Below are 25,871 nucleotides of genomic sequence, written 5' to 3'. Positions count from 1 at the left end.
AAAATACTCCGGGGGAGTCCCGCAGGGACGGGGGCAGAGCCCCCTGCTACCCCAGCCGCGCGCGACCTAGTTTGTCACGTCGCGGAACAGCAGCCGCAGTTGTTCTGCCACCGCGTCGGGGTGGGTGATCGGCAACATGTGCCCCGCGCCCGCCACCTCGCGGATCTGCGCCTGCGGCAGGCGACGCGCCACGCCCCGGTTGGCCGCCGCAACAATTGGCTGGGTCTGCTCACCGTGCAGCAAGCATACCGGCATGCTCACCCGGTCCAGCCCTCCGGTTTCGAACACCCCAAAGCGATCGGCCGAGACCGTCGGCGCACAGGCCGACACAATGCGCACGCCCCGCGCCATGGCGGCGCGCAGTGCCTGGGGCATCTCGGCCCAGCCGCGACTGCCATCCCCCCACCCGCCACTGAACAGGCGCGCCGCTGTGTCGTGATCGCCTGCTGTCATCGCGGCCTCGAAAGGGGCATTCTGCTCCTTCTGGGCTGCCAGCAGGTCAGGCGCATCGTGGGCAACGACGCCGAACAGAACAGGTTCGATCAAGGTCAGGCTGCGGACCCTATCGGGGTGCCAGGCCGCAAGATGCAGCGCGATCACAGCACCCATCGAATGGCCAACCACATCGACGGGCTGGTCGATCAGCGGCAGAAGGGCCGCCACCATCCGTTCGGTAAAGTCGCCGGCACCGTCCCAGTCCGCGCTCTTGCCGTGGCTCAACATGTCTGGCGCTATCAGCGTAACCTCACCTTCCAAGGCGTCGGCCAAACCACGCCATGCGCCGGAATGCGCAAGCGTGCAATGCAACCCCAGCACCTGACGCGGGCCTTGTCCGAACCGCTGCCGCGACAGGCTCGCTACGCCATCTGCGCTCACCCGGCGCGCTCTTGCAGATGCGCGTCGAGATGATCCAACCGGTCCTGCCCCCAGAACCGCTGATCGTCATCCGTTATGTAAAACGGCGCGCCGAATACCCCGCGCGCGGCGGCTTCCTCCAGATTGGCCGCATATGTCTCGGCGCCTTCCAGCAGCCCGGAGTTCGCCAGATCAGGGTCGAACCCCGCCTCCGACAGGCACGCGCGCACAACCGCCTCATCGGCGATGTCCTTCTCCTCGGCCCAGCAGGCGCGGGTAAACGCATGAGTCAGCACGCCCAGATCTCCGCCGCCGGCGTTCTGGGCCGCAATGATCGCATAGGACGACGGCGCCATGTTGGTGGGCCAATGCGCGGGCTTCAGGTTGAAAGGCATCTTCAGATATTTTGCCTGCCGCAGCAGATCCTGCGCGCGATATTCCTGCCGCGAGGGGTGGCGCTGCGCCGGAGGCGTGCCGCCGGTGCGTCCGAACAGCGCGATCACATCGGTCGGCTTGTAGGTAATCGTCGCCCCGTGGCGGGCCGCGATCTGCTCAAGCCGTGTGCCTGCGAGGTAGGTGAACGGCGACAAGGTCGCAAAATAATAATCTATGTGAGCCATGTGTCATTTCTCCCCGCATCAGCTTTGCGTCACGGTAAGGCCGTGTTAAGCGGTGTCAACATCACGAATCTGTCACATCTGACGCTGCCTCGGGATCGACTTTCATGGCCCAACAGAACGAACCGAAACTGATCGCGGGAAACGCGAACCTTCCGCTTGCCAAGGCGATCGCCCGCCGGATGACGATGCACCGCGGCGTGCACACCGGCCTTGTCGATGCGCGGGTCGAACGGTTCAATGACGGTGAGATCTTCGTCGAAGTGTTCGAGAATGTGCGCGGCGAGGACATGTTCATCATCCAGCCTACCTCGAACCCCGCAAACGACAACCTGATGGAACTGCTGATCATGGCCGACGCGCTGCGCCGGTCCTCGGCCGCACGGGTCACTGCCGTCCTGCCCTACTTCGGCTACGCCCGGCAGGATCGCCGCACCAAGGCACGCACGCCGATCAGCGCCAAGCTGGTTGCAAACATGATGGTCGGCGCCGGGATCGAACGGGTCCTGACGATGGACCTGCACGCCGCGCAAATCCAAGGGTTCTTCGACATCCCCGTCGATAACCTTTACGCCTCGCCGGTCTTTGCGCTCGACATCAAGACAAACTTCAAAGGCAAGCTCGATCAGCTGATGGTCGTCTCGCCCGACGTCGGCGGCGTGGCGCGCGCGCGCGAACTTGCAAAGCGGATCAACTCGCCCCTGTCCATCGTGGACAAACGCCGCGAAAAGCCCGGCGAAGTGGCCGAGATGACTGTGATCGGAGACGTAAAGGACAAGATCTGCCTGATCGTCGACGACATGTGCGACACCGCCGGAACGCTCTGCAAGGCAGCCGAAGTGCTGATGCAGAACGGCGCCAAGGAAGTCCATTCCTACATCAGCCACGGCGTGATGAGCGGCCCTGCCGTGGAGCGCGTCACCAAGTCGGTGATGAAATCGCTGGTCATCACCGATTCCATCCGGCCCTCCGAAGCCGTCAAGGGCGCCAAGAATATCCGCATAGTGCCGACCGCCCCGATCTTCGCCCAGGCGATCCTGAATATCTGGAACGGCACCAGCGTGTCTTCGTTGTTCGAGGACGATACCCTGTCGCCAATCTACGAATCCCTCTACGCGATGGATTGATCGCGCTGCGCGCGATGCCTCCGGCGGGGATATTTAAGGCCCAAAGAAGGAAAAGGGCCGTTCCTTCATCATTCCCGAAATACTCCGGGGGAATCCGCGCAGCGGATGGGGGCAGAGCCCCCTGCTCCACCCGTCCATTCGAAACCGATCAGTAGAGCTTCCAGTCGTCCGCGTGCGGCAGGGCGCCGATGGCGGTCCAGGCGACGCGGACGCGGGCAAACCGGCTGTCGGACCAGGTTCGGAACACTATGTCGAACTGATCGGAGGTGACGTGCTCGGCCACCACTTCGGCGCGCAGGGCCGAGGCGGTGTCGGCGTCCCACAGCGAGACCGAGAGTTGCACCGATGGCGCGGATTTGAAGGCCGCGCTGAAGGTCACGGTGCGGCGGCGTTCGCGCGGGCCGCTTCCGGTCCACATCTCTCCGCCCTCTTCGAATTCGGAAAACACGACCGTATCTCCCTGATCGACACCGATCAGGTGGTTTTCAAGGCGCTTCATACGATCCTTTCCGCTCCTTCCAAGCGCTCCGGTGCGCGCAATATCAAGTCGGCATAAAGTTCCCACATCGCTCTTAGCCGCAGGTGAACATACAAAAAGGGGCCGCCGTATGGCAGCCCCTTGTCATTCATCATCACCGCTTCAGACGTTGATGTGATCGCCCAGTGCAACCATGTCGGCCAGCAGCTTGGCCGCGTCGTCGACGGGGCCCGGCTCGTTCTTGAACGTTTCCTTGGCCGCTTCGTGCTTGGCACGGGCGCTTTCGATCATTTCGTCCAAGTGCGCCCGCGTCATTTCCGTCAACGGGATCGCCTGTTCGGCCAGCACCGAAATGCCGCTGCCGGTGATTTCGGCAAACCCGCCCGAGACGACGTATTCCGCCGTCCCGTCAGGGCCGTTCACCCGCAGCACGCCGGGGCGCAGCGTCGTGATGACAGGGGCATGATCGGGCATTGCCGTCATGTCGCCATCTGCGCCGGGCACCAGCACCTCGCGCACCTGAAGCGACGCAAGGCGGCGCTCAGGCGACACAAGGTCGAATTGCATTGTCTCTGCCATCGGGCGCTCCTTTAGGCCGCGTCTGCGGCCATGCGTTCGGCTTTGGCCTTCACGTCGTCAATGCCGCCCACCATGTAGAAGGCGCCTTCGGGCAGGTGATCGTATTCACCGGCCACAACAGCCTTGAACGACGAAATGGTGTCTTCCAGCGGAACCTGCACACCGTCCGAGCCGGTGAACACTTTCGCCACGTCGAAGGGCTGCGACAGGAAACGCTGGATCTTCCGGGCACGGGCCACGGTCAGCTTGTCCTCTTCGCTCAGTTCGTCCATCCCGAGGATGGCGATAATGTCCTGCAGCGACTTGTAGCGCTGAAGGATACCCTGAACGTCACGGGCCACTTGGTAGTGTTCCTCGCCGATCACCTGCGGGTCCATCAGACGCGAGGTCGAGTCGAGCGGGTCCACGGCCGGGTAGATGCCCAGTTCCGAGATCGCACGGTTGAGAACGGTCGTTGCGTCAAGGTGCGCAAAGGTCGTTGCCGGTGCGGGGTCGGTAAGGTCGTCCGCGGGAACGTAGACGGCCTGGATCGAGGTGATCGAGCCGTTCTTGGTCGAGGTGATGCGTTCCTGCATCGCACCCATGTCGGTGGCCAGCGTCGGCTGGTAGCCCACGGCCGAGGGGATACGACCCAGCAGAGCGGACATCTCCGAACCGGCCTGCGTGAAGCGGAAGATGTTGTCGACAAAGAACAGAACGTCGGTGCCGGTGGCATCGCGGAACTGCTCGGCCATGGTCAGACCGGTCAGGGCGATACGGGCACGGGCTCCCGGAGGCTCGTTCATCTGACCGAACACAAGCGCAATTTTCGAGTCCGGCAGGTTGTCGGGTGTCAGAACGCCCGATTCGATCATCTCGTGGTACAGGTCGTTGCCTTCGCGGGTCCGTTCACCCACACCGGCGAACACCGACAGACCCGAGTGCACCTTTGCGATGTTGTTGATCAGTTCCTGAATGAGAACCGTCTTGCCCACGCCGGCGCCGCCGAACAGGCCGATCTTGCCGCCTTTGGCGTAGGGGGCCAGCAGGTCGATCACCTTGATGCCGGTCACCAGCACTTCGGCTTCGGTCGACTGTTCCGCGAAATCCGGCGCCGGGGCGTGGATCGGGCGGTGCTCGTCCGCTTCGACGGGGCCTTTTTCGTCGACCGGCTCGCCGATCACGTTCATGATCCGGCCCAGGGTTGCGGTGCCGACAGGCACGGTGATCGGGCCATCGGTGTCCAGCACTTCCTGACCGCGCACGACGCCTTCGGTGGCGTCCATCGCGATTGTGCGGACGGTGTTTTCGCCAAGGTGCTGGGCCACTTCAAGCACCAGTTTCTTGCCGTTGTTGTCCAGCGTCAGGGCGTTCAGGATTTCAGGCAGCGCATCGTCGAACTGCACGTCGACCACAGCGCCGATGACCTGGGTGACTTTGCCTTTAGCATTCGCCATGTGTTGTCTCCGGTTTCTGCTTACAGCGCTTCCGCGCCGGAAATGATTTCAATCAGCTCGTTCGTGATGACCGCCTGACGCGACCGGTTGAACTGAATGGTAAGTTTGTCGATCATGTCGCCCGCGTTGCGCGTTGCGTTGTCCATCGCACTCATCCGGGCGCCCTGTTCGGACGCGCCGTTTTCCAGCAGGGCGCTGAAAATCTGCGTGGCAACACCGCGCGGCAGCAGATCGGCCAGGATTTCCTCTTCGCCCGGTTCATAGTCGTAAACCGTCGAAACGCTGTCCTGCGCGCCATCTTCTGCCGGGAAATCGGCGGGGATCACCTGCTGGGCGGTCGGCACCTGCGACACGACGTTGACGAACTTCGAGTAGAAGATCGTGGCAACATCGAATTCGCCGGCATCGAAACGCGACAACACGTTCTGCGCGATGCCCTGCGCGTCCGCATAGGACAGGCGCTTGACTTCGCTCAGATCGACGTGGCCAACCATCAGGTCGGCGCTGTCGCGTTTCAGGGCGTCACGGCCCTTTTTGCCGACGGTCAGGATTTTAACCGTCTTGCCCGCGGCCTTCAGCTTGGCGGCATGCGTCCGGGCCAGGCGGACGATGTTCGAGTTGAACCCCCCGCACAGACCGCGTTCCGCCGTCAGCACCACCAGAAGGTGCACCTGGTCAGACCCGGTGCCCCCCAGCAGCTTCGGCGCGCTGTCGCTTCCGCCGACCGATGCCGCCAGCCCCGCCATCACGGCATTGAACCGCTCGGTATAGGGGCGTGCGTCCTCGGCCGCTTCCTGGGCGCGACGGAGCTTGGCCGCCGCGACCATCTGCATGGCCTTGGTGATCTTGCGGGTCGATTTGACCGACTCGATCCTGTTTTTAAGGTCCTTGAGACTTGGCATTGCCTTATCTCTCCTTAAGCGTAGTCAGCGGCGAATTCGTCAAGCGCGGCTTTCAGCTTGTCCTCGGCCTCGCCCTTGATCTTGGGATCTTCGGTCGTCAGCCAGTCCAGCACGTCCTGACGCTTGCCGCGCAGGTGCGCCAGCAGACCCTTTTCAAACCGACCCACTTCGTTCAGCGGCAGCTTGTCCAGGTAGCCGTGCGTACCGGCATAGATGACGGCCACGATTTCCGCGTTGGTCAGCGGCGAATACTGCGGCTGCTTCATCAGCTCGGTCAGGCGGGCACCACGGTTCAGCAGGCGCTGGGTGGCGGCGTCAAGGTCCGAACCGAACTGGGCGAAGGCCGCCATTTCGCGGTACTGCGCCAGTTCCAGTTTCACCGGGCCGGCGACCGACTTCATCGCGTTGGTCTGGGCCGACGAACCCACACGCGACACCGACAGACCGGTGTTCACGGCGGGGCGGATGCCCTGGTAGAACAGTTCGGTTTCCAGGAAGATCTGGCCGTCGGTGATCGAGATCACGTTGGTCGGAATAAAGGCCGACACGTCGCCGCCCTGGGTTTCGATGATCGGCAGCGCGGTCAGCGAGCCTGCACCGAATTCCTCGTTCAGCTTGGCCGAACGCTCCAGCAGACGGGAGTGGAGGTAGAACACGTCGCCCGGGTAAGCTTCGCGGCCCGGCGGACGGCGCAGCAGCAGCGACATCTGGCGGTACGAAACGGCCTGCTTGGACAGGTCATCATAGATGATCAGCGCGTGCTTGCCGTTGTCGCGGAAGTATTCCGCCATCGCGGTCGCGGTATAGGGCGCGAGGTACTGCATCGGCGCCGGTTCGGACGCGGTTGCGGCCACGACGATCGAATATTCGATGGCGCCGGTTTCTTCCAGCTTCTTCACCAGCTGGGCCACGGTCGACCGCTTCTGGCCGATGGCGACATAGACGCAGTAAAGCTTCTTGCTTTCGTCGTCGCCGGCGCGGTCGTTATAGGTTTTCTGGTTCAGGATCGCGTCCAGCGCCACGGCGGTCTTGCCGGTCTGACGGTCGCCGATGATCAGCTCGCGCTGGCCACGGCCGATCGGGATCATCGCGTCGACCGACTTCAGGCCGGTTGCCATCGGTTCATGCACCGATTTACGCGGGATGATGCCCGGCGCCTTCACGTCGGCGATGCCGCGCTGCGACGTGGTGATCGGGCCCTTGCCGTCCACCGGGTTGCCAAGGCCGTCAACGACGCGGCCCAGCATTTCGGGGCCGATCGGAACGTCCACGATCGAGTTCGTGCGCTTGACGGTGTCGCCTTCCTTGATGTCCCGGTCGGAACCGAAGATCACGACGCCGACGTTGTCGGTTTCAAGGTTCAGGGCCATCCCCATGATCCCGCCGGGGAATTCGACCATCTCGCCGGCCTGCACGTTGTCCAGGCCATAGACGCGGGCAATCCCGTCGCCCACGCTCAGCACGCGCCCGACCTCGGCAACCTCGGCCTCCTGGCCGAAGTTCTTGATCTGGTCCTTCAGGATCGCAGAAATCTCTGCTGCTTGGATACCCATTTATCCGACCTCTTTCATTGCATTCTGGAGAGAGTTGAGCTTCGAACGGATCGACGTGTCGATCATTTTCGAGCCTACCTTGACGACAAGACCACCGATGAGGCTTTCATCGACGGTCGCATTCAGAGTGACCGTTTTGCCAATGTTGGCGCTCAGCGTTTTCACGAGCTTTTCGGTCTGATCCTTGGTCAGTGCCTTGGCGCTGGTCACGTCTGCCGTCACCTCGCCGCGCTGCGCGGCCAGCTGGTTGCGCAGTTCAACCAGAACCTGCGGCAGCACGAACAGGCGGCGCTTGTCGGCCATCAGGCGCAGCGCGTTCTGCATCACCGGGGCCAGGTCCATCTTCTGGGCCACGGCGGCGATTGCTGCACCTTGCTCGCTGCGCGACAGCAGGGGCGACTGGATGACGGTGCGCAGATCCTCGCTCGCCTCCAGGGCTTCCGCCAAATCTTTCACGCTGGCTTCGAGGCCATCGAAATTGTTATTCTCCTCGGCAATCTCAAAAATTGCCGTGGCATAGCGCGCGGCTATCCCCGCGGAAATCGAAGCTGGTTCGGACACGTCCACCCTTCCGACAGTTGGCCCCGGTTTGCCATCGACAAAAGCGTCCGGGGGCGTGACTTTGACCCGCCAAAAAGGCAGGCCATCGAAATCAGCGTCGATGTAACAGAGCCCTTCTGTACCCGCAATACAGTATCTGGTGCCCGGACTGCGACGTTATTCATTAATTATTAACGCCTTACGCGAAGTGCGACGGATTGCTCCACCTCGACGTTCACGAAAAGGCGAGAATCCTGTGCCGGTTTGCCCGATTCCTTGCCCGATTTTGCGCCATAAGCGGCTTCAGACAGGCGAGGTTTCGGGTTTGGGCCGCATCGCAGGCAGCGCAGCGCGCGCGGTTTCTCGGGTGCGCACCCGCAGACCGTCACCAGACGAGGGCGTGACCCGCTTGCTCGCCTCAACCAGAATGGCCCCTCCGGCGATCATCGTGGGCAGGTAGCGCCCGGCGCGTTCGAACAATGGCGCGGCGCGGCGCCAGAACCGCCGGGTCGACGGCGGCTGAAACAGGGCGGCCCCGCTGCGTTCGGGCAGGAAGTGGTGTTTGCGCAGCTGCGATTCCAACTGGCCCAGCGTATAGGGCCGCCCGAACCCGAACGGCGTGCGATCCGACCGCGCCCAAAGCCCGGCCCGGTTCGGAATGATAAAGATCGCCTTGCCTCCCGGTCCCAGCACGCGCCAGCATTCTTCCAGCACAGCCGAGGGCCGTTCCGACGTTTCCAGCCCGTGCATTACGATCAGCCGGTCGACATGCCCGGTTTCCAGCGGCCACAGCGTTTCCTCGGACAGGACGCAGACATTGGGCAGACCCGAGGGCCAGCGCATCACGCCCTGTGGCCCCGGCATCAGCGCGACGACCCGGCGCGCATCCGCAAGGTAGGGCCGCAGCAGGGGAACCGCAAAGCCGAAGCCCGCGACCGTCTGGCCCTTGGCCTCTGGCCACATCTCCAGCAGCCGGCCGCGCACCGAGGCCTGCGCCGCACGCCCCAGCGCGCTGCGATAATAGAAATTGCGCAGATCCTGCACATCAAGATGCATTGCAGCCGCTCTTTCCTTGCGTCAGGCTGTCCCCCGACACATGCATCAAAATCATGAAAGGGCAATAGCAGATGGCCTTGGACATCGTCACCATCCCCTGCCGCACCGACAACTACGCCTTTCTCGGCCATAATCCCGAAACCGGCGACACTTTTCTGGTCGACGCGCCCGAAGCCGCCCCGATCGTCGAGGAACTGGCCAAGCGCGGCTGGTCGCTCAAGACGATCCTGATCACCCACCACCACCCCGATCATGTCGAAGGGCTGCCCGGCATTCTCGCCGCGCATACGGCCCGCGTGGTTGGCGCGCGCGCCGATGCGCACCGGCTGCCTCCGTTGGACATCGAGGTGGCCGAGGGAGACATGGTCGACGCGGCCGGAGAGATGGCCCACGTGATCGACGTGTCAGGCCATACCGTGGGGCATGTCGCCTTTCATTTCCCCGACAGCGGCGTTGTGTTCACCGCCGACAGCCTGATGGCGCTTGGCTGTGGCCGCGTATTCGAAGGGACGATGGAACAGATGTGGGGCTCGCTGTCGAAACTGGCCGCGTTGCCGCCGGACACCATCGTCTGCTCGGGCCATGAATACACCCAGGCCAACGCAAAATTCGCCCTGACTATTGATCCTGACAATCCCGAGCTTAAATCACGTGCAGAGGCGATTGATCTCGCCCGCTCCCGCAACCAGCCAACCGTTCCCTCACCCCTGTCGCTGGAACTTGCCACAAATCCTTTTCTGCGCGCGGCCGACCCCGGCATCCGGCGCAACCTTGGGATGCAGACCGAACCCGACGCCGCCGTTTTCGCTGAGATTCGCGGCCGCAAGGACAGGTTCTGATGCCGAAATTGCGCGCTGACGTGCAACTCTGCAGGCAAATGTGACCGAAAAGCAGAAGAAAAGCCTTGAAGCGGGGCGTCGATCAACCAAACTCTAATGTTATGAAGACATGGTTGGAGTCGAGGGCGGCCACTCGGACCTCCCTCCACCAGCCCAAATAAGAGGAGCACGCATCGTGCCTTCATTCTCGAGCACTCTGGAACAGGCCATTCATTCGGCGCTTGCGCTGGCGAATGAGCGGCGCCACGAATTTGCGACGCTGGAGCATCTGTTGCTGGCGCTGCTTGACGAACCCGACGCAACCCGCGTGATGAAAGCCTGCAGCGTCGATCTGGACGAACTCCGCGCTACGCTGGTCGAATTCGTTGACGAAGACTTGTCGAACCTTGTCACCGACATCGATGGCTCCGAGGCGGTTCCAACCGCCGCCTTCCAGCGAGTCATTCAGCGCGCGGCGATCCACGTGCAATCTTCGGGCCGCACCGAAGTGACCGGCGCCAATGTTCTGGTCGCGATTTTCGCCGAACGCGAAAGCAACGCCGCCTTCTTCCTGCAGGAACAGGACATGACGCGCTATGACGCGGTGAATTTCATCGCCCATGGCGTGGCCAAGGATCCGGCCTTTGGTGAAAGCCGCCCCGTTTCGGGCGCGCCCGAGCCGGACGAGTCGACCCAAGGCGTGACCGAGGGCGAGCAGAAGGAAAGCGCGCTGTCGAAGTACTGCGTCGATCTGAACGCAAAATCGCGCGAGGGCGACATTGACCCGCTGATCGGCCGTGAGTCCGAGGTGGAACGCTGCATCCAGGTGCTATGCCGCCGCCGCAAGAACAATCCGCTTCTGGTGGGCGACCCGGGCGTGGGCAAGACCGCCATCGCGGAAGGCCTCGCGCGCAAGATCGTGGCCGGGGAAACCCCCGAAGTGCTGTCTAAAACAACGATCTACTCACTCGACATGGGCGCGCTGCTGGCCGGAACCCGCTATCGCGGCGATTTCGAAGAACGGCTGAAGGCCGTTGTGTCCGAGTTGGAAAACCACCGCGACGCGATCCTGTTCATCGACGAAATCCACACGGTGATCGGCGCGGGCGCAACCTCTGGCGGGGCGATGGATGCCTCGAACTTGCTGAAACCTGCTCTGCAGGGCGGCAAGCTGCGCACCATGGGTTCGACCACCTACAAGGAATTCCGTCAGCACTTCGAGAAGGACCGCGCGCTGAGCCGCCGGTTCCAGAAGATCGACGTGAATGAACCCTCGGTCGAGGATACGATCAAGATCCTGAAAGGGCTAAAACCCTACTTCGAGGATCATCACAGCGTCAAATACACCGCCGACGCGGTGAAAACCGCCGTGGAACTGGCCTCGCGCTATATCAATGATCGCAAGCTGCCGGACTCGGCCATCGACGTGATCGACGAAGCGGGGGCCGCGCAGCACCTTGTAGCCGAATCCAAGCGCCGCAAGACCATCGGCACCAAAGAGATCGAGAATGTCGTCGCCAAGATCGCGCGCATTCCGCCCAAGAACGTCAGCAAGGACGATGCCGAGGTTCTGAAAGATCTCGAAGGCTCGCTGAAACGCGTGGTCTTCGGTCAGGACAAGGCGATCGAGGCGCTGGCCAGTGCGATCAAACTCGCCCGCGCCGGTTTGCGCGAACCCGAAAAGCCGATCGGCAACTACCTGTTCGCAGGACCCACCGGCGTCGGCAAGACCGAGGTCGCCAAGCAGCTGTCGGATGTACTGGGCGTGGAAATGCTCCGTTTCGATATGTCGGAGTACATGGAGAAACACGCCGTTTCGCGTCTGATCGGCGCGCCTCCGGGTTATGTCGGGTTTGATCAGGGCGGCATGTTGACCGATGGCGTTGATCAGCACCCGCATTGCGTGCTGCTGCTGGACGAAATGGAAAAGGCGCACCCGGATGTCTACAACATCCTGCTGCAGGTGATGGACCACGGCAAGCTGACCGATCACAACGGCCGTACTGTGGATTTCCGCAATGTCGTGCTGATCATGACGTCGAACGCCGGGGCGACGGAACAGGCGAAGGCCGCCATCGGCTTTGGCCGCGACCGTCGCGAAGGCGAAGATACCGCCGCGATCGAACGCACCTTCACGCCGGAATTCCGCAACCGTCTGGACGCGGTGATTTCCTTTGCGCCGCTGCCGAAATCTGTGATCCTGCAGGTGGTCGAGAAGTTCGTGCTGCAACTTGAGGCGCAGCTGCTTGACCGTAACGTGACCATCGAACTGACCCGTCCCGCCGCCGAATGGCTGGCAGACAAGGGCTATGACGACAAGATGGGCGCGCGCCCGCTGGGCCGCGTGATCCAGGAAAACATCAAGAAGCCGCTGGCCGAGGAACTGTTGTTCGGCAAGCTGGTGAAAGGTGGCGTTGTCAAAGTTGGCGTCAAGGATGGCGAAATCGATCTGCGGATCGAAGGGCCGGAAAATCCGCGGCTGTCGGGCAATAAACCACCGCTTCTGACAGCGGATTGATTTAAGGCAGAGTATCGCGGGGCGCCCATGTGGCGCCCCGTTCGCGTTTTCACGTGAAGGGCCCGCTATGCGATACATTCTAGCCGCCATAGTGCTGGCCAGTCCTCTGGCGGCCGACCCGCTGTCGTTGTCTTTGCCCGTTGATTGCGAGTTGGGCGAAACCTGTCATATTCAACAATATGTTGACCGTGACCCGGGTCCGGGCGCCCACGATTTTGCCTGTGGCTTGCTCAGCTACGACGGCCACAAGGGCACCGATTTTGCGCTTGCGACGCTGGCACAGATGGAAGCGGGCGTTGACGTTCTGGCCGCTGCACCGGGGATCGTGGCCGGCGTCCGCAACGATATGGCAGACAGGCTGTTCCAAGCGGACCAAGCCGCTGAAACCGAAGGGCGCGAATGCGGCAATGGCGTTGTGCTGCGCCACGACGACGGATTCGAGACGCAGTATTGCCACATGGGGCAGGGTTCGGTGCGGGTTCAGCGGGGGGATCGTGTCGGCAGGGGCGATATTCTCGGCCAGATCGGGCTGAGTGGGCTGACCCAATTCCCGCACCTGCATCTGTCGGTGCGCCGCGATGGTGCGGTGGTAGACCCATTCGATGCGCAGCTGACCGATGCCTGCGAGGATGGCGAACAGATGTGGCAACCCTCCCTGCCCTATGAAGGCACCGGCCTGCTTGACGCGGGGTTCGCCCCCTCCGTGCCAGCCTATGACGCCGTGCAGGAGGGCACTGCCGCACAGCAGGCGTTGACGCCCACGGCGGGTGGGCTGGTGCTATTCGGTTTTGCCTTTGGCGGTGCGCCCGGAGACGTGATGCTGCTGGAAATCATCGGCCCCGAGGGCCCAGTGTCCTCGCAACGCGCAACGGTAGACAAAGCTCAGGCGCGATACTTCCGCGCCTCTGGCAAACGCTTGACCGCCACGCGCTGGCCTGCCGGGACTTACGTCGGCACTGTCACGCTGGAACGGGACGGGCGCATCGTGGCAACGCGAGAGGTTTCGGCAACGATCCCTTAACTATTTTTCGGTCAGCTTAAGCTCGATCCGGCGGTTCTGGGCGCGCGCCTCGGGCGTATCGGCGGTGCTGATCGGCTGGTATTCCCCGAACCCGTTGGCGGCCAGCCTGTCGGGCGGGATTCCCAGCGCGTTCACCATGTATTTCACCACCGAAAGCGCCCGCCCCTGGCTGAGTTCCCAGTTGTCCGTGTATTTGCCGAACCCGCCCAGCGGCGTGTTGTCGGTATGGCCATCGACCCGGATCACCCAATTGATTTCAGGCGGAATACTGGCCGCGATGGATTGCAGAATACGCGCGACCTTGGCGATTTCCTCTTGCCCGTCGGGCGACAGATCGGCGCTGGCCGGGGCAAAGAGCACCTCGGACGAGAAGACAAACCGGTCGCCTTCGATGCGCACGCCTTCCTGATTTCCCAGCAGGTCGCGCAGGCGTCCGAAGAAATCCGAGCGGTATTTTTCGAGATCCTGCGTCTGGCCGCGAAGCGCCTCTGCCTCGGCGGCGAGCCTGGCGCGTTCTTCCTCAAGCCGCTTGCGCTCGGCCTCTTCCAGCAGGCGGCGTTTGCGTTCTTCCGAAGCCGCGCGGGCCAGCGCCGCGTTCAGATCGGACCCAAGCGACTGGATCTGCACCTTGGCGGCGGAATCGCGGGTTTGCGCATCGTCCAGGAGGGCCTGCAATTGCCCAAGCTGGTCACGCAGTGCGGCGACCTGCTGATTGAGCAGCGCGGTTTCGCGCTGGGCCTTGGCGGAAATCTCTTTCTGGTCGGCCAGCGATGCACGGGCCTGCGCCAGGAGTTGCGCGCGTTGTTCGGCCAGGTCCATCTGTTCTGCCGCGCCGGTTTCAGCCTTCTGCTTTTCCGCCAGCGCCGCCATCAGGCGTGAGCGCAGCAGGTCGCGATCGGTTGCCGCCGCCTGCGCGCGTTCCAGCGAGTCGAGCGCCGCGAGAAGCCGCGCTTCGACGGTTGCGCTGTCTTGCGCCGTGGTATTTGCGCGGGCCTCGGCGGTGCGCAGCTTGGCTTCTGCCGCCTGCAGCTTTTGTTGGGCGATGGCTAGATCGGCCTCGGCCTTGGCGCGCGCCTTTGCCAAATCCTCTTCCAGCGCCCGGGTGCGGGCCTCGGCATTGGCTTGCAGTTTGGCGAGTTCATCTTCCAACCCGGCGCGGGTCGTTTCGGCCTGTGCCCGGGCTTGGGCCAGTTCCGTTTCCAATGCCTGCCGCGCGGCTTCGGCATCGGCGCGGGCCTGAGCGAGGTCAGCCTCTAGCTGGCTCCGCTCATCGGCATGTTCGGATTGCAGGCGCGCCAGTTCGGTCTGAAATTGCGATTGCGTTTCAACCGTCTGCGCCCGCTGGCGGGCCAGTTCATCCGTCAGCGTCGCGCGGACCTGCGCGGCATCTTCCCGCGCAGCCGTCAATTGCTGTTCCAAGGCCGCCTGAGTTGCGGCCGCCTGTGCGCGAGCCGTCGCCAGCTCGGATTCCAGCGTGTCCCGGTCGGCGGCAGCTGCCGTCCGCGCCTCGGCCAGTTCAGCCGACAGCGTGTCACGACTACGCTGTGCGTCGGTGCGGATGCGGGCCAGTTCGGCCTCCATCGCGGCCATCGACTGTTCCGACTCGGATTGCGTGGCCTCCATCTGGGCCAGCACCCGGGTCAACCGTTCGGCCAGTTCATCGCGTTCTTTTGCGTCGGCCTGCGCGGTTCCGTAAAGTTCAAGCGCCTCGGCCAGCTTGATGTCGAGATCCTTGTTGGCCGCCTCTGCCGCCGCCAGAAGGGTCAGCGTATCTTCGGCCTCTTGCCGCTGTCGTTCCAGTTGCATCGTCATCGCCGTCAGCTCGGCATCGGCGTCTTCAAGGCGTTCGCGCAGAGCTTCGGCGGCGGCGGCTTCGGCGATCCGGGCGGCTTCTTCATCGCTCAGGTCACTTTCCAGCTGCGCGGTGCGGTCCGCCGCCTCGGCGTTTTCCTGACGCAGGTCGGCCACCAACGCCTCGAGTGCCTCGCGTTTGGCAGCGGCAAGGCGGGCGGCCTCGGTCTGGGCGTCAATTTCCGTGCGCGAACGTGCCAGCGCGGCGTTCAGCGCTTCCTGCTCGGTCAGCAAGTCCTCTCTTTGCCCGCGCAGATCGTCGCGATCCTGTTCCAGTGCGGCGATCGTGTCACGCGCATCGGCCTGATCGGCCATCAGCGCCGCCACCTGCGCCTGAAAGTCGGTAATCTGGCCGCGCGCCTCGGCCAGGGCCGCGTCCTGCTGATCGCGTTCTTCGGTCAGCGATTGCACCAGCGCCTGCGCCGCCCCCAGATCGGTCTGCGTGTCGCGCAGCGTAGAACTGAGCGCGCCCAGCCGGGCCTGCAACTGGTTGCTTTCGCGTTCTTCCAGGCCCAGCGCATTGGCCAGCGCCTCGATTTCATCGGAGAGATTATTCAGCTCGGTTTCCTGGCCCGAGATGGTTTCGCGCAGCACGAATTGCACCACCATGAAGATGGTCAGAACGAACATCAGCACCAGAAGCAGGCCGGTCATCGCATCGACGAACCCGGGCCAGATTGCCCCCTGGAACCGTTGTCCGGTGCGCCGTGACAGCGCCATGACCTAGTCCTTTCCGGTGGAGGTTGCGGGCTGGCTGCGCGGGCGGTCGGCGCCGCGCGGGCGCGCCAGCGCCTTGACCAACAGTTCGATATCCTTGCGCAGCTCGGCCATGCTTTCCTGCCGCCCGGCCGAGATTTCTTCCAGTATCCGCAGCATCTGCACGTCGATCGAGCGCAGGCGCATCCGGCTTTCGGCATCCATGCCATCGCCGCCGCCATGTTCGCGCAGCGTTTCGATCAGCGTGTCCTGCCCCACGGCCACGCGGTCCAGCGCGGCGGCAATGCTGTCGGATTGATCCATCCGCGCGTTCATTTCGGTGATCGCATCAACCAGATCACCCAGCTTGCGGTCGACGGCGGCGCGGCCTACGTCGGACTGGGTGAACATCTGTTGCAGGGCTTCCATCTGCTCGGCCATGTGGTCCATCACGCCGGACACGGCGTTGGTATCGACGCCGCCATCCTCGCCCGAGGAAAAGCCGATGCGCGTGATGCTGGACAGCCATTCCTCAAGTTCGCCGTAGAATCGGTTCTGGCCGTGGCCCGCGAACAGTTCCAGCAGGCCCACGATCAGCGACCCGGCCAGCCCAAGCAGCGAGGACGAAAACGCCACGCCCATGCCGCCCAGCTGCGCCTCGAGCCCGGTCATCAGGCGGTTGAACACCGCAATGCCTTCTTCGCCCTCTTGTGGGGCAAGGCTGCGGATGGTGTCGACGACCGCCGGCACCGTGGTGGCGAGGCCGTAGAAGGTGCCGAGAAGCCCGAGGAAAATCAAAAGGCTGACGATATAGCGCGTGATCTCGCGCGCTTCGTCGATGCGGGTTGCGACCGAGTCGAGGATCGAGCGGGTGGACGACGACGACAGCTGCATCCGCGCCCCGCGCGAGCGCAGCAGTTGCGCCAGCGGCAGCAGCAGGCGGGGCGGGACGTTGGTGGTGTCAGTCTCGCCCGACGCGAAAGTTTCGATCCACCGGACCGAGCCGATCAGTTGCAGCACCTGCCAGAAACAGGCGAAGACCCCCAGCAGGAAGACGAAGGCGATGAACCCGTTCAGGTAGAGGTTGGCCAGGAACACGGGCAGCACGCTGGGCAGCGCCACGAAGGCCGCCGCCGATGCAAGCCCCAGCACGATGACCATCGACAGGATCTGGCGGAACGGCTGTGAAAATTGCGGACGCTGTTTGGTATCGTGTTGCGCCATGCGCTGTGGTTCCCGCGGTCTCTGCTCGGGGCCGAGCCTATAGAAAGATTGCGCATAACGCCAAGGGTTTATGCGCCCGTGTTAAGCCGTCAGCGCGCGCACCCGTTGAGTCAGCCAGTCCAGATCGGGATCGGCCAGCCCGATGCCTCGAAGATGGGCCGCCGTGTTGAACAGGTATTCGGTATTCGGCCCCCGGCCACCCACCGCGCGGGCGATGATCCGGGCCTGTTCTTCCAGATCCAGCGCGCAATATTGCACATGGGCCGGGTCGATCACATAGGTCACGGCGGTCACCGTCCGGCCATCGGTCAGGTCAACATCCAGATCTTTTTCCAGATAGGCCGAGGATATCAGCTCGCGCTCGCGCAGCATCTGCAGCACCTGCGCCTCTTCGCCCACGCGCACGGCCAGCGCGAGGCCCTGACAGGATGCGCCTTCGACCGCGTCCAGCGCCAGCACCAGCCCCGGGTCGTCCTCGGTTCCGCGATGGTGGATCGAGCGCATACAGAACGACCGGTGATAGTCGGGTAACCGCGCCAGATGCGATTCAGCCGGGTCGAACCCCGGGTTCCACAGCAGGGAACCGTATCCAAAAACCCACATTGTCATATCGTCACCGGCAATAGGGCCCGCCACGGTGGCGCGCGGTATCAAGGTGAAAGTGGTCCTTGTGGAACCGGTCAGAGTTTGGGCCTAGCACGGTGCTGAACGGGCCACAGGCGGTACGATGCGCCTTTTTCATCGCGCGGCGGCCCCAATCGTTCAGCACGGTGACGATTTCACCGCTTTTCAGCACAAAGCCCGAGATGTCGATGGCGTTGCCGCGCCCATGTTCCGAGATTTTCGCGCCCGACTGGTTGTTGCGCGGGCGGCAGGCGTAGTGCGCCGCGACGCGCAGCTCGACCACGCGTTTGCGAAAGGCGGGCTGCACACCCTTGCGCACCCATTTGTTCAGCGCCTTGGCCGTGGGGCAGTTGATCAGCGCGGGCTGGCTGAGCCGCACCCCCGAGACCGAGGTGACGCGCACCGCGCCGTCGATCCCACATCCTGAAATACGCCCCGGCACAGGCCCCGCCTCTTCGCCCTGGATGTCTAGATCGCCGCAGACGGCGCCCTTGCGCAGCTTGCGCCGCTTGAACAGCGCCTCTTCGACCACTTCGGGCGGGCGCAACCCGGGGCGAGCCGAGGCATCGGGCCCGGTGACAGGCAGGCTGCCCGCGCGCGCCATCGCGGCCATCTGCTCCGACTGTGGGCGCGGATTGGGGCGGATCGCCTGCACAGCAGGCGCGGGCGTGTCCAGCCGTGTCTGCGGACGCGGAGAGGTATCGGGCGCGCTGGCCATCGCCGCCATCGGCAGCGCCAGTAACAGGATCGCGCCCAGCCGGGTCATGTGGCCTTGCGCGGGCTACGCCCGAAATCGGGGGCGGCGGTGTCCTGCCCCGCGTCGATGATGCCGCGCCGGATCGCGCGGGTGCGGGTGAAATAGTCGAACAGCAGATCCCCATCGCCAGTGCGGATCGCGCGTTGCAGGGCAAAGAGTTCCTCGGTGAAGCGGCCCAGAATCTCCAGCGTCGCGTCCTTGTTGGTCAGGAACACGTCGCGCCACATCGTCGGGTCGCTGGCGGCAATCCGGGTGAAATCGCGAAACCCGGCAGCCGAGTATTTCACCACTTCGCTGTCGGTCACGCGGCGCAGATCATCGGCCACGCCCACCATCGTATAGGCGATCAGGTGCGGCGTGTGGCTGGTGACGGCCAGCACCAGATCGTGGTGGTCGGCGTCCATCACCTCGACATTGGCGCCCATGCCTTCCCACAGCGCGCGCAACCGTGCCATGTCTTCCTCGGGCACCTCGGCGTCGGCAGGCACAAGCAGCGACCAGCGGTTGTCGAACAACTCGGCAAAGCCGCTTTCGGGGCCGGAATGTTCCGTGCCCGCCAAGGGGTGCGCCGGAATGAACACGACTCCCTCGGGCAGGTGCGGCCCGACCGAGCGGATCACGTCACGCTTGACCGATCCCACATCGGACACGGTACAGCCCGGTTTCAGATGCGGGGCCATGTCCTGCGCAACCGCTTCCATCGCGCCGACGGGCACGCAAAGCACGACCAGATCGGCGCCTTCGACCGCCTCGGCCAGCGTATCGCAGACGGTGTCGCACAGCCCGATGCGGCGCGCGGTGTCGCGCGTGGCGTCCGACCGGGCGTAACCTACAACGGTGCCTGCCAGATTGCCGTGCCGCTTCATCGCCCAGAACATCGACGAGGCGATCAGCCCCAGCCCGATCAGCGCGACCTTCTCGTAAACCGGTGCCGTCATCCCTGCGCCGCCTTGAAGCCCTTGACCGCCGCCACGACCCGGCGGCAAGCGATTTCATCGCCCACGGTGATGCGCAGGCACTGGGGCAGCTGGTAACCGCCGGTCTGGCGCACGATCAGCCCTTCGGACTTCAGGTGCGCGTCACAGGCGTCGGCCTCGGCCGGGCTGGCAAAACGCGCCAGCACGAAATTTGCCATCGAGGTATCGGTGGGCACGCCCAGCTCGGCCAGCGCCTCGGACAGCCAGTGGCGCAGGCGGGCGTTTTCGCTGCGACATTTCTCGGTAAAGGCCAGATCGCGGACCGCGGCCTCGGCCGCGGCCATCTGGCCTGCCGACAGGTTGAACGGCTGGCGCAGCCGGTTCAACACGTCGATGACTTCGCGCCGGGCATAGCCCCAGCCGATGCGCAGCCCGCCCAGCCCGTAGATCTTGGAAAACGTCCGCGTCATCACGACGTTGGGGTAGTCGTCAACCAGACCGGCCCCACCGTCGAAGCCTTCGACAAATTCGGCATAGGCGCCATCCAGCACCAGCACGGCCTTTTCGGGCAACCCTTCGGCCAGACGGCGGGTTTCAGCCTCACCGATCATGGTGCTGGTCGGGTTGGCGGGGTTGGCGATGAACACGATCCGCGTCCGGTCGGTGCAGGCGGCCAGAATGGCATCGACATCGACCACACGCTCGCGCTCGGCCACCTCGACCGGGGTCGCGCCGACCGCATGGGCCAGGATCGGGTACATCGAAAACCCGTGCTGGGTCACGATCACCTCGTCCCCCGGACCGGCATATGCCTGAGCGATGAATTGCAACACCTCGTCCGATCCGACGCCGCAAATGATGCGCTCGGGGTCCAGCCCGTGCACCTCGCCGATGGCACCGCGCAACGCAGCGTGATCGGTGCCCGGATAGCGGTGCAGCTGATGCGCGGCGCGCTGGTAGGCCTCGACCGCTGCGGGCGAGGTGCCCAGCGGATTTTCGTTCGAGCTGAGCTTCAGCACGTTCGACACGCCGTCGATGCTGCTGGCACCGCTTTGGTACAAAGCGATGTTCAGGATCCCGGGCTGAGGTGCGATGGTCATCGTTGGCTTCCCCATGTTCCGGGCGGTTCTAGAATCGCGCCCACGGCAAAGCCAGCCCAAAGTGCAGCGCCCCGGCCATGCAGGGCGGATGCGCGGCACATCGGTGACGTGTTGGCGCTAACTCGCCAGAACGTTGCGGAATTGCCAGGGGTCGCTTTCGTCAATGTCTTCCGGGAACAGCTCCCACCGGTCCTGCAGCGGGGTCCAATCGGTGTAATGCGCCTCGACCGGGCCCAGGTAGGGGCGCTGCACCTCAAGACAGCGGGCGTGGTCCATCTCGTCCGCCTCGACAATGCCGGCTTTGGGGTTTTCCAGCGCCCAAACCATGCCCGCCAGCACCGCGCTGGTGACCTGAAGGCCGGTCGCGTTCTGATAGGGCGCCAGTTCCACCGCCTCAGCATTTGACAGGCGCGAGCCATACCACAGCGCGTTCTTTTCATGGCCGAACAGCAGCACGCCCAACTCGTCGATGCCCTCGACGATCTCGTCGGGTTCAAGGATGTGGTGCTTGGTCTGCTGGATGCCTGATCCAAACATCTCGTGCAGGCTGAGGACCGCATCGTCGCAGGGATGATAGGCATAGTGGCAGGTGGGACGGTAATCGGGCGCGTCGGCCTGACCGACGGTGTAATAGTCGCTGATCGATACTGCCTCGTTATGGGTCACAAGAAACCCGAACTGCGGCCCCGGCGTGGGGCACCAGGTGTGCACGCGGGTGATGGCCCCGGGGCGTTCCAGCCAGATCGCCGCCTGACAGCCGATGTCATAGCTGTGCCCGTTTTCCGGGAACCACGTTTCATGGGTGCCCCAGCCCAGTTCGGCCGGTTGGAACCCTTCCGAGATGAAACCCTCGACCGACCAGGTGTTGACGAAGACGTTGCGCGGGCGCGGCGTGCGGCGCGCCTGCGTGTCGCGCTCGGCGATGTGGACGCCCTTGACGCCCAGCGATTGCATCAACCCGGCCCAACCCGCGCGATCGGTGGGCGGTGTGGCATCGCCGCCGGTGTCGCGCGCTAGCGTCAACAGCGCCTCCTTCACGAACCAGCTGACCATACCGGGGTTTGCGCCACAGCAGGACACCGCCGTTGTGCCGCCGGGGTTTGCGGCCTTTTCATCGCGCACCCGCTGGCGCAGGGCATAGTTGGTACGCTCGGCGTTCTCGGCCGTTTCAAAATAGAACCCGGCCCAGGGTTCGACCACCGTATCAATATACAGCACACCAAGCTCGCGGCAGTATTTCATGATGTCCAGCGACGAGGTATCGACGCTGAGGTTCACGCAGAACCCCTGCCCGCCTTTGAACAGATCGCCCAGCAGGCTGCGATAATTCTCGCGCGTCACCGCTTCTTGCACATGGCGGATCTTGCGCTGGTGCAGGAAATTGGCGACATCGCCGTTCGGTTCCACCACCACAAGCTGATCGGCATCGAAATCAAAATGACGCTCGATCAGAGGCAGCGTGCCCCGCCCGATCGATCCGAACCCGATGATGACGATGGGGCCGTCGATGCGGCCATAGGTGGGATAGCTGGTCATTCATGCCTCCTGTGCGCGGCAGCGCGGGCTGCCCCAGTAGTGGAGGATCGCCCTGCGCCGGTCAATCGCACGCCCCCTTGCAAAAGGACGCAGGGCCGCGCGGGCGACCCTGCGTTGACGAATAGGGTCAATCGTCGATCAATCGCCCCAGATTGGCAACTCGAGGATACCGGTCGCCGGCATCCGGAGCACCAGCGCGCCATTGGCAAGTTCGACCTGATCGAGGTTCACGACGCGGTCGTCGTCGCCGAAATCGGTCTGGCTGTCGTCAAAATCGATGGCCAGCGCGCTTGGCATGTCGGCGCTGGTGCCAAGCACCTCCTCGACCTCGCCGATCACGATACCGCCCGGATCGGTCACATCCAGATCGTCCAGCGTGTCGGCAGTCATCTCGAACCCCGGCACCATGACATCGTCGTCGATTTCGATCAGGGGTTGCTGGGCGGTCTGGGCGCTGGCGGCGCTGGCAAGCGCAATGGCAAGGGCCGGGCAAAGCAGAAGTCGCATGAGCTGTCCTTTCAAGGGAATACCAAGGCTCAACCCCCTGCCCGCCGCGGCGTTCCCCGACCCATCGCGTTCGGCGGCACATTGCCGCAGAAATGCAAAAGGCCGCGCCCGGGAAGGCGCGGCCCAAACACGATCCGAAACGGTTCGGATCAGTTCTTGGCGTAGAATTCGACGACGAGGTTCGGTTCCATCATCACCGGATAGGGCACATCGCCCAGACCGGGGGTGCGCACGAAGGTCGCGGTCATTTTCGAGTGGTCGGCTTCGATGTAGTCGGGCACGTCACGCTCGGGCAGCTGGGTGGCTTCCAGCAGGACGGCAAGCTGCTTCGACTTGTCGCGCACTTCGATCACGTCGCCTTCTTTCACGCGGTAGGACGCGATGTTCACGCGCTGGCCGTTCACCTTGACGTGGCCGTGGTTCACGAACTGGCGTGCGGCAAAGATGGTGGCAACGAATTTCGCGCGGTAGACGACGGCGTCCAGGCGGCGTTCCAGCAGGCCGATCAGGTTTTCACCCGTATCGCCCTTCACACGCTCGGCTTCGCCATAGATGCGGCGGAACTGTTTCTCGGTCAGGTCGCCGTAGTAGCCTTTCAGCTTCTGCTTGGCGCGCAGCTGGATACCGAAATCCGACAGTTTGCCCTTGCGGCGCTGACCGTGCTGGCCGGGGCCGTATTCACGGCGGTTCACCGGGGATTTCGGACGGCCCCAGATGTTTTCGCCCATGCGGCGGTCGATCTTGTACTTGGCAGACGTGCGTTTGGTCACGGCTGATCTCCTTCTTTTATGTGCACCATCATCTGATCCGAAAACCGGTTCCCACTTTTCGGGATGATGGTCGCGCCTGCGACCGGACCCGTGGCAACCCGTCAAACCCGACGCGGCTATGAAGGGCGTTGTCCTTCCACCGGACCGGTTTCCCGGCGGCCGGTGTGACAGGCATCCCCTTGCGGGGGCCACCAACACCAATGAGGGGGCGCTTATAGTGGGGGGCGGGGCGGTGTCAACGTGATTCGACGGCGCCTAGGCCGCACCGTGGTGCAGCAGCGCCGATTCCGAGCGGGTCAGATTGCGCCTGGCATAGCCGCCATAGCTGTGCGGGTCTTCCGCCACTTCGGGCAGCAGCGCCAGCAGGCGGGCGCGGTCGGCATCGGCCAGCGTGCCCAGATCGGCGCTGGCGGGGTGAAAGCTCTCGGTTTCGACGCCATTGGCCCAGATCACCTGATGGCTGGGCAGCAGCAGGTGCACGTAGGTCACCGCGCGCAGATCGCTTTGCACCGTGATCGTCGTGTCATTCACAAGATCGCGGGCGGCGACCAGTACCTCTGGCGTGTTGAACAACGCCCGCGCCGCCGGCCCGCGCACCAGCAGGCGATGCTGCGGCGACACCAGCAACTCCTGATCGGGGCGCTCTATCCCAAAGGCGCCGGGGCCGATGCGCACGGGGCGCAGATGCGGCAGCGCGTGAAGCCGCGCGCCTGTCATGCGCCGCGCCCCGACCCAGCACACTTGTTGCGGGCCGTTGTCGCGGGTCAGCACGCGGTCGCCCTCTGCAAGCACCTCGACCGGACGCAGCCCCCTGTCTGTCGCGATCAGTGTGCCCGGCGTGAAACAAATCACGCCGCCATCAGGCTGCGCAGGTGCGGTCGCGGGCAGATGGCGTTCCACCACCCAAAGCTCGGTCTCGCGCGGCGGCGGGTCGCCGACAAACATCAGCAGTGGCGGCTGTGACCCGCCCAGCGGGATCAACGTAACGCGATAGCTGCGCGCGCCGTTGGTCACGGTAAAGAAGGTCTCGTCGAACAGCCCGCGCTCGGTTTCGTCCACCGGGGGGCGGGCGCCCTGATCGCGGGCGACAGCACCCAACAGCCGACCCACCTTGCGCGCCGCGCGGCGCCGCAAGTCGGTGTCTTCGTTCGCCCGATCCGGTCGAAACACGTCGTTAGGTCCGTCGATCCGCACGGCTTCGCCGCGCCACGCCCAAGAGGCCCCCACCTGCAGCGATCCCACAGGTGCAGCGTCCAGACCGTCCAATTCCGTTTGCGACCAGGACAGGACGAACGCGCCGCGAAAGCCCGTTCCCATCTGCCCGACTGCCCGTATGCCTGCCAGTTTTTGTTATAGCTGGGCGCAGATTATCCAGCGCGACCCGCATGTTGAAGGCCGTTGTGCTGGCCCTACCCTGCCCCGCGCGTCAAGCGTGGCGCAAATGTCTCACCCGTCGAACAGCAGCTGCGCCTCCCACCGGCCCTCGGTTACAGCCATGCGGACCTGTGTCAGCAGCTCTTGCGCCAGCGCTTCCGAGGCATAGGTCGGCGGGCGGTTCGCCATGCGGCACAGGTACAGCCGCCGCGACAGCTCGGGCGAGACGATGGGCCGGGCGCGGACCTGTCCGCGTTCCAACTGGTCGTGCATGAACAGCCGTGTGCCAATGATACAGCCCAGCCCCGCCTCGATCGCACCGGCGATGGCCTGAATCGAATTCATCTGCAACCGGGCGCGGGACTCGATGCGCTTCAACAGCGTGGTATCGTCCAGGATCGCGCGGGCCGAGACCCCTTGGCGCAGAAGGATCTGTGGCAACTCCAGCAGCTCGTCGAAGGTGATCGGCGCATCGCTTGTGCCGATCAGATCGCGATGGCCGACGCAGACCATGCGCTCTTCCAGCACCGGAAGCGTTTCGATCCCCAGATTTCCGGGCGGATTGTAGACCAGCGCCATGTCGACATCGGCCGCCAGAAGGTGCGGCAGTTGCGTGCCCGACAGGCTTTCGGTCAGCGCCAGTTGCACATCGGGATAGGTCTGCGTGACCCGCGTGATAAAAGGCACGCCAATGGCCTTGACCGCCGAAAAAGACATGCCCACCGACACCGGACCAGACACCTTGCCCGCGCTGTCGCGCAGGTCGGTCTCGGCGGCGGCAATGGCGCGCATGATGCCGCGTGCGTGTTCTTGCAGGCGTAGCCCTGCCGCCGTCGGTTCCATCCCGCGCGGTTTGCGGCGGAACAGCGGCGTGCCAATGTGCTGTTCCAATTGGGTGACATGATGGCTTAGCGCCGAAGACGCGATGCGCAGATGGTCCGATGCCCCCGCCAGCGATCCCTGTTCGCAGATTGCCAGAAAGTAATGGAGCTGACGCGAGTCGAGCATTCTAAAA

General features: G+C 63.9%; 24 protein-coding genes. 4 read left to right on the top strand and 20 right to left on the bottom strand.

Annotated features, from left to right (window positions below; genetic code table 11):
- Positions 1-66: 66 nt before the first annotated feature.
- Both FGK64_RS15425 and FGK64_RS15420 read right to left on the bottom strand, forming a co-directional pair.
- Positions 67-876 carry an alpha/beta fold hydrolase gene (locus FGK64_RS15425; RefSeq protein ID WP_138864725.1) on the bottom strand — a complete coding sequence of 270 codons (810 nt, stop codon included), beginning with the start codon at positions 874-876 and terminating at the stop codon, positions 67-69.
- Positions 873-1,475: a 2-hydroxychromene-2-carboxylate isomerase gene (locus tag FGK64_RS15420; RefSeq protein ID WP_138864724.1), complete on the bottom strand. Its 603-nt coding sequence runs from the start codon at positions 1,473-1,475 to the stop codon at positions 873-875. Before FGK64_RS15420 ends, FGK64_RS15425 begins: the two co-directional genes overlap by 4 nt.
- Positions 1,476-1,579: 104 nt before the next feature.
- On the opposite strand from FGK64_RS15420, the gene FGK64_RS15415 reads away from it, so the two are divergent.
- The gene (locus FGK64_RS15415; RefSeq protein WP_138864723.1) at positions 1,580-2,599 is read left to right on the top strand and encodes a ribose-phosphate pyrophosphokinase; all 1,020 of its coding nucleotides are present in this window, start codon (positions 1,580-1,582) and stop codon (positions 2,597-2,599) included.
- 148 nt (positions 2,600-2,747) lie between these two features.
- On the opposite strand, the gene FGK64_RS15410 is transcribed toward FGK64_RS15415, so the two are convergent.
- The 7 genes from FGK64_RS15410 to FGK64_RS15380 all read right to left on the bottom strand — a co-directional run bounded on the left by FGK64_RS15410 (position 2,748) and on the right by FGK64_RS15380 (position 9,143).
- On the bottom strand, positions 2,748-3,098 hold the full coding sequence (locus FGK64_RS15410) for an H-type lectin domain-containing protein (protein WP_138864722.1): 351 nt from the start codon (positions 3,096-3,098) through the stop codon (positions 2,748-2,750).
- A gap of 141 nt (positions 3,099-3,239) precedes the next feature.
- Entirely contained in the window at positions 3,240-3,656 is a 417-nt protein-coding gene (locus tag FGK64_RS15405) for a F0F1 ATP synthase subunit epsilon (RefSeq protein ID WP_138864721.1), read from the bottom strand.
- Between the two features lie 11 nt (positions 3,657-3,667).
- Complete coding sequence (gene atpD, locus FGK64_RS15400; RefSeq protein ID WP_138864720.1) at positions 3,668-5,092, bottom strand: F0F1 ATP synthase subunit beta; 1,425 nt, start codon at positions 5,090-5,092, stop codon at positions 3,668-3,670.
- 20 nt (positions 5,093-5,112) lie between these two features.
- Positions 5,113-5,994: a F0F1 ATP synthase subunit gamma gene (locus FGK64_RS15395; RefSeq protein ID WP_138864719.1), complete on the bottom strand. Its 882-nt coding sequence runs from the start codon at positions 5,992-5,994 to the stop codon at positions 5,113-5,115.
- A 14-nt stretch (positions 5,995-6,008) separates the two neighbouring features.
- Entirely contained in the window at positions 6,009-7,547 is a 1,539-nt protein-coding gene (gene atpA / locus FGK64_RS15390; RefSeq protein WP_138864718.1) for a F0F1 ATP synthase subunit alpha, read from the bottom strand.
- The gene (locus FGK64_RS15385; RefSeq protein WP_138864717.1) at positions 7,548-8,108 is read right to left on the bottom strand and encodes a F0F1 ATP synthase subunit delta; all 561 of its coding nucleotides are present in this window, start codon (positions 8,106-8,108) and stop codon (positions 7,548-7,550) included.
- 282 nt (positions 8,109-8,390) lie between these two features.
- Positions 8,391-9,143, bottom strand: coding sequence for a class I SAM-dependent methyltransferase (locus tag FGK64_RS15380; protein WP_138864716.1), 753 nt, complete (start codon positions 9,141-9,143; stop codon positions 8,391-8,393).
- Positions 9,144-9,214: 71 nt separating this feature from the next.
- Between FGK64_RS15380 and gloB the strand changes: the two genes are divergently transcribed.
- The 3 genes from gloB (at position 9,215) to FGK64_RS15365 (ending at position 13,500) form a co-directional block, all read left to right on the top strand.
- Positions 9,215-9,982, top strand: coding sequence for a hydroxyacylglutathione hydrolase (gene gloB / locus FGK64_RS15375; protein WP_138864715.1), 768 nt, complete (start codon positions 9,215-9,217; stop codon positions 9,980-9,982).
- Between the two features lie 175 nt (positions 9,983-10,157).
- Positions 10,158-12,479: an ATP-dependent Clp protease ATP-binding subunit ClpA gene (clpA, locus tag FGK64_RS15370; protein ID WP_138864714.1), complete on the top strand. Its 2,322-nt coding sequence runs from the start codon at positions 10,158-10,160 to the stop codon at positions 12,477-12,479.
- Between the two features lie 67 nt (positions 12,480-12,546).
- Positions 12,547-13,500, top strand: a complete 954-nt coding sequence (locus tag FGK64_RS15365; protein ID WP_138864713.1) for a M23 family metallopeptidase — start codon at positions 12,547-12,549, stop codon at positions 13,498-13,500.
- Here the strand turns inward: FGK64_RS15365 and FGK64_RS15360 are convergent, their stop codons facing one another.
- The 11 genes from FGK64_RS15360 to FGK64_RS15310 form a co-directional block, all read right to left on the bottom strand.
- Entirely contained in the window at positions 13,501-16,071 is a 2,571-nt protein-coding gene (locus FGK64_RS15360; RefSeq protein ID WP_138864712.1) for a peptidoglycan -binding protein, read from the bottom strand.
- A 3-nt stretch (positions 16,072-16,074) separates the two neighbouring features.
- Positions 16,075-17,271 (bottom strand): biopolymer transporter ExbB, encoded by a 1,197-nt coding sequence (locus FGK64_RS15355; protein ID WP_138864711.1) that lies wholly within the window; start codon positions 17,269-17,271, stop codon positions 16,075-16,077.
- 81 nt (positions 17,272-17,352) lie between these two features.
- On the bottom strand, positions 17,353-17,880 hold the full coding sequence (locus tag FGK64_RS15350) for a gamma-glutamylcyclotransferase (RefSeq protein WP_138864710.1): 528 nt from the start codon (positions 17,878-17,880) through the stop codon (positions 17,353-17,355).
- Positions 17,881-17,884: 4 nt separating this feature from the next.
- A complete protein-coding gene (locus FGK64_RS15345; protein ID WP_138864709.1) occupies positions 17,885-18,661 on the bottom strand; it encodes an extensin-like domain-containing protein in 777 nt (258 codons plus the stop codon).
- The gene (locus tag FGK64_RS15340; protein WP_138864708.1) at positions 18,658-19,590 is read right to left on the bottom strand and encodes a prephenate/arogenate dehydrogenase family protein; all 933 of its coding nucleotides are present in this window, start codon (positions 19,588-19,590) and stop codon (positions 18,658-18,660) included. The genes FGK64_RS15345 and FGK64_RS15340 overlap by 4 nt, the downstream gene beginning before the upstream one ends.
- Positions 19,587-20,669, bottom strand: a complete 1,083-nt coding sequence (hisC, locus tag FGK64_RS15335; protein ID WP_138864707.1) for a histidinol-phosphate transaminase — start codon at positions 20,667-20,669, stop codon at positions 19,587-19,589. The genes FGK64_RS15340 and hisC overlap by 4 nt, the downstream gene beginning before the upstream one ends.
- Before the next feature lie 117 nt (positions 20,670-20,786).
- Entirely contained in the window at positions 20,787-22,205 is a 1,419-nt protein-coding gene (locus FGK64_RS15330; protein WP_138864706.1) for a homospermidine synthase, read from the bottom strand.
- A gap of 138 nt (positions 22,206-22,343) precedes the next feature.
- Positions 22,344-22,712, bottom strand: coding sequence for a hypothetical protein (locus tag FGK64_RS15325; protein WP_138864705.1), 369 nt, complete (start codon positions 22,710-22,712; stop codon positions 22,344-22,346).
- Positions 22,713-22,861: 149 nt separating this feature from the next.
- Positions 22,862-23,482 (bottom strand): 30S ribosomal protein S4, encoded by a 621-nt coding sequence (gene rpsD, locus FGK64_RS15320; RefSeq protein WP_138864704.1) that lies wholly within the window; start codon positions 23,480-23,482, stop codon positions 22,862-22,864.
- 255 nt (positions 23,483-23,737) lie between these two features.
- On the bottom strand, positions 23,738-24,799 hold the full coding sequence (locus FGK64_RS15315; RefSeq protein ID WP_138864703.1) for a Hint domain-containing protein: 1,062 nt from the start codon (positions 24,797-24,799) through the stop codon (positions 23,738-23,740).
- A gap of 129 nt (positions 24,800-24,928) precedes the next feature.
- A complete protein-coding gene (locus FGK64_RS15310; RefSeq protein WP_138864702.1) occupies positions 24,929-25,864 on the bottom strand; it encodes a LysR family transcriptional regulator in 936 nt (311 codons plus the stop codon).
- Positions 25,865-25,871: the final 7 nt, after the last annotated feature.

It is taken from the genome of Arenibacterium halophilum (assembly GCF_005938225.1).
GTDB lineage: Bacteria > Pseudomonadota > Alphaproteobacteria > Rhodobacterales > Rhodobacteraceae > Arenibacterium > Arenibacterium halophilum.
Note: the sequence above shows the minus strand (reverse complement) of the source record. Positions and strands in the feature narration are given on the sequence as shown.

Bases quoted from the DNA above. Each gene is read 5' to 3' on its own strand.
- FGK64_RS15420 (WP_138864724.1), bottom strand. From the start codon at position 1,475: ATGGCTCACATAGATTATTATTTTGCGACCTTGTCGCCGTTCACCTAC.
- FGK64_RS15415 (WP_138864723.1), top strand. From the start codon at position 1,580: ATGGCCCAACAGAACGAACCGAAACTGATCGCGGGAAACGCGAACCTT.
- FGK64_RS15410 (WP_138864722.1), bottom strand. From the start codon at position 3,098: ATGAAGCGCCTTGAAAACCACCTGATCGGTGTCGATCAGGGAGATACG.
- FGK64_RS15405 (WP_138864721.1), bottom strand. From the start codon at position 3,656: ATGGCAGAGACAATGCAATTCGACCTTGTGTCGCCTGAGCGCCGCCTT.
- atpD (WP_138864720.1), bottom strand. From the start codon at position 5,092: ATGGCGAATGCTAAAGGCAAAGTCACCCAGGTCATCGGCGCTGTGGTC.
- FGK64_RS15395 (WP_138864719.1), bottom strand. From the start codon at position 5,994: ATGCCAAGTCTCAAGGACCTTAAAAACAGGATCGAGTCGGTCAAATCG.
- atpA (WP_138864718.1), bottom strand. From the start codon at position 7,547: ATGGGTATCCAAGCAGCAGAGATTTCTGCGATCCTGAAGGACCAGATC.
- FGK64_RS15380 (WP_138864716.1), bottom strand. From the start codon at position 9,143: ATGCATCTTGATGTGCAGGATCTGCGCAATTTCTATTATCGCAGCGCG.
- gloB (WP_138864715.1), top strand. From the start codon at position 9,215: ATGGCCTTGGACATCGTCACCATCCCCTGCCGCACCGACAACTACGCC.
- FGK64_RS15365 (WP_138864713.1), top strand. From the start codon at position 12,547: ATGCGATACATTCTAGCCGCCATAGTGCTGGCCAGTCCTCTGGCGGCC.
- FGK64_RS15360 (WP_138864712.1), bottom strand. From the start codon at position 16,071: ATGGCGCTGTCACGGCGCACCGGACAACGGTTCCAGGGGGCAATCTGG.
- FGK64_RS15355 (WP_138864711.1), bottom strand. From the start codon at position 17,271: ATGGCGCAACACGATACCAAACAGCGTCCGCAATTTTCACAGCCGTTC.
- FGK64_RS15350 (WP_138864710.1), bottom strand. From the start codon at position 17,880: ATGACAATGTGGGTTTTTGGATACGGTTCCCTGCTGTGGAACCCGGGG.
- FGK64_RS15345 (WP_138864709.1), bottom strand. From the start codon at position 18,661: ATGACCCGGCTGGGCGCGATCCTGTTACTGGCGCTGCCGATGGCGGCG.
- FGK64_RS15340 (WP_138864708.1), bottom strand. From the start codon at position 19,590: ATGACGGCACCGGTTTACGAGAAGGTCGCGCTGATCGGGCTGGGGCTG.
- hisC (WP_138864707.1), bottom strand. From the start codon at position 20,669: ATGACCATCGCACCTCAGCCCGGGATCCTGAACATCGCTTTGTACCAA.
- FGK64_RS15330 (WP_138864706.1), bottom strand. From the start codon at position 22,205: ATGACCAGCTATCCCACCTATGGCCGCATCGACGGCCCCATCGTCATC.
- FGK64_RS15325 (WP_138864705.1), bottom strand. From the start codon at position 22,712: ATGCGACTTCTGCTTTGCCCGGCCCTTGCCATTGCGCTTGCCAGCGCC.
- FGK64_RS15315 (WP_138864703.1), bottom strand. From the start codon at position 24,799: ATGGGAACGGGCTTTCGCGGCGCGTTCGTCCTGTCCTGGTCGCAAACG.
- FGK64_RS15310 (WP_138864702.1), bottom strand. From the start codon at position 25,864: ATGCTCGACTCGCGTCAGCTCCATTACTTTCTGGCAATCTGCGAACAG.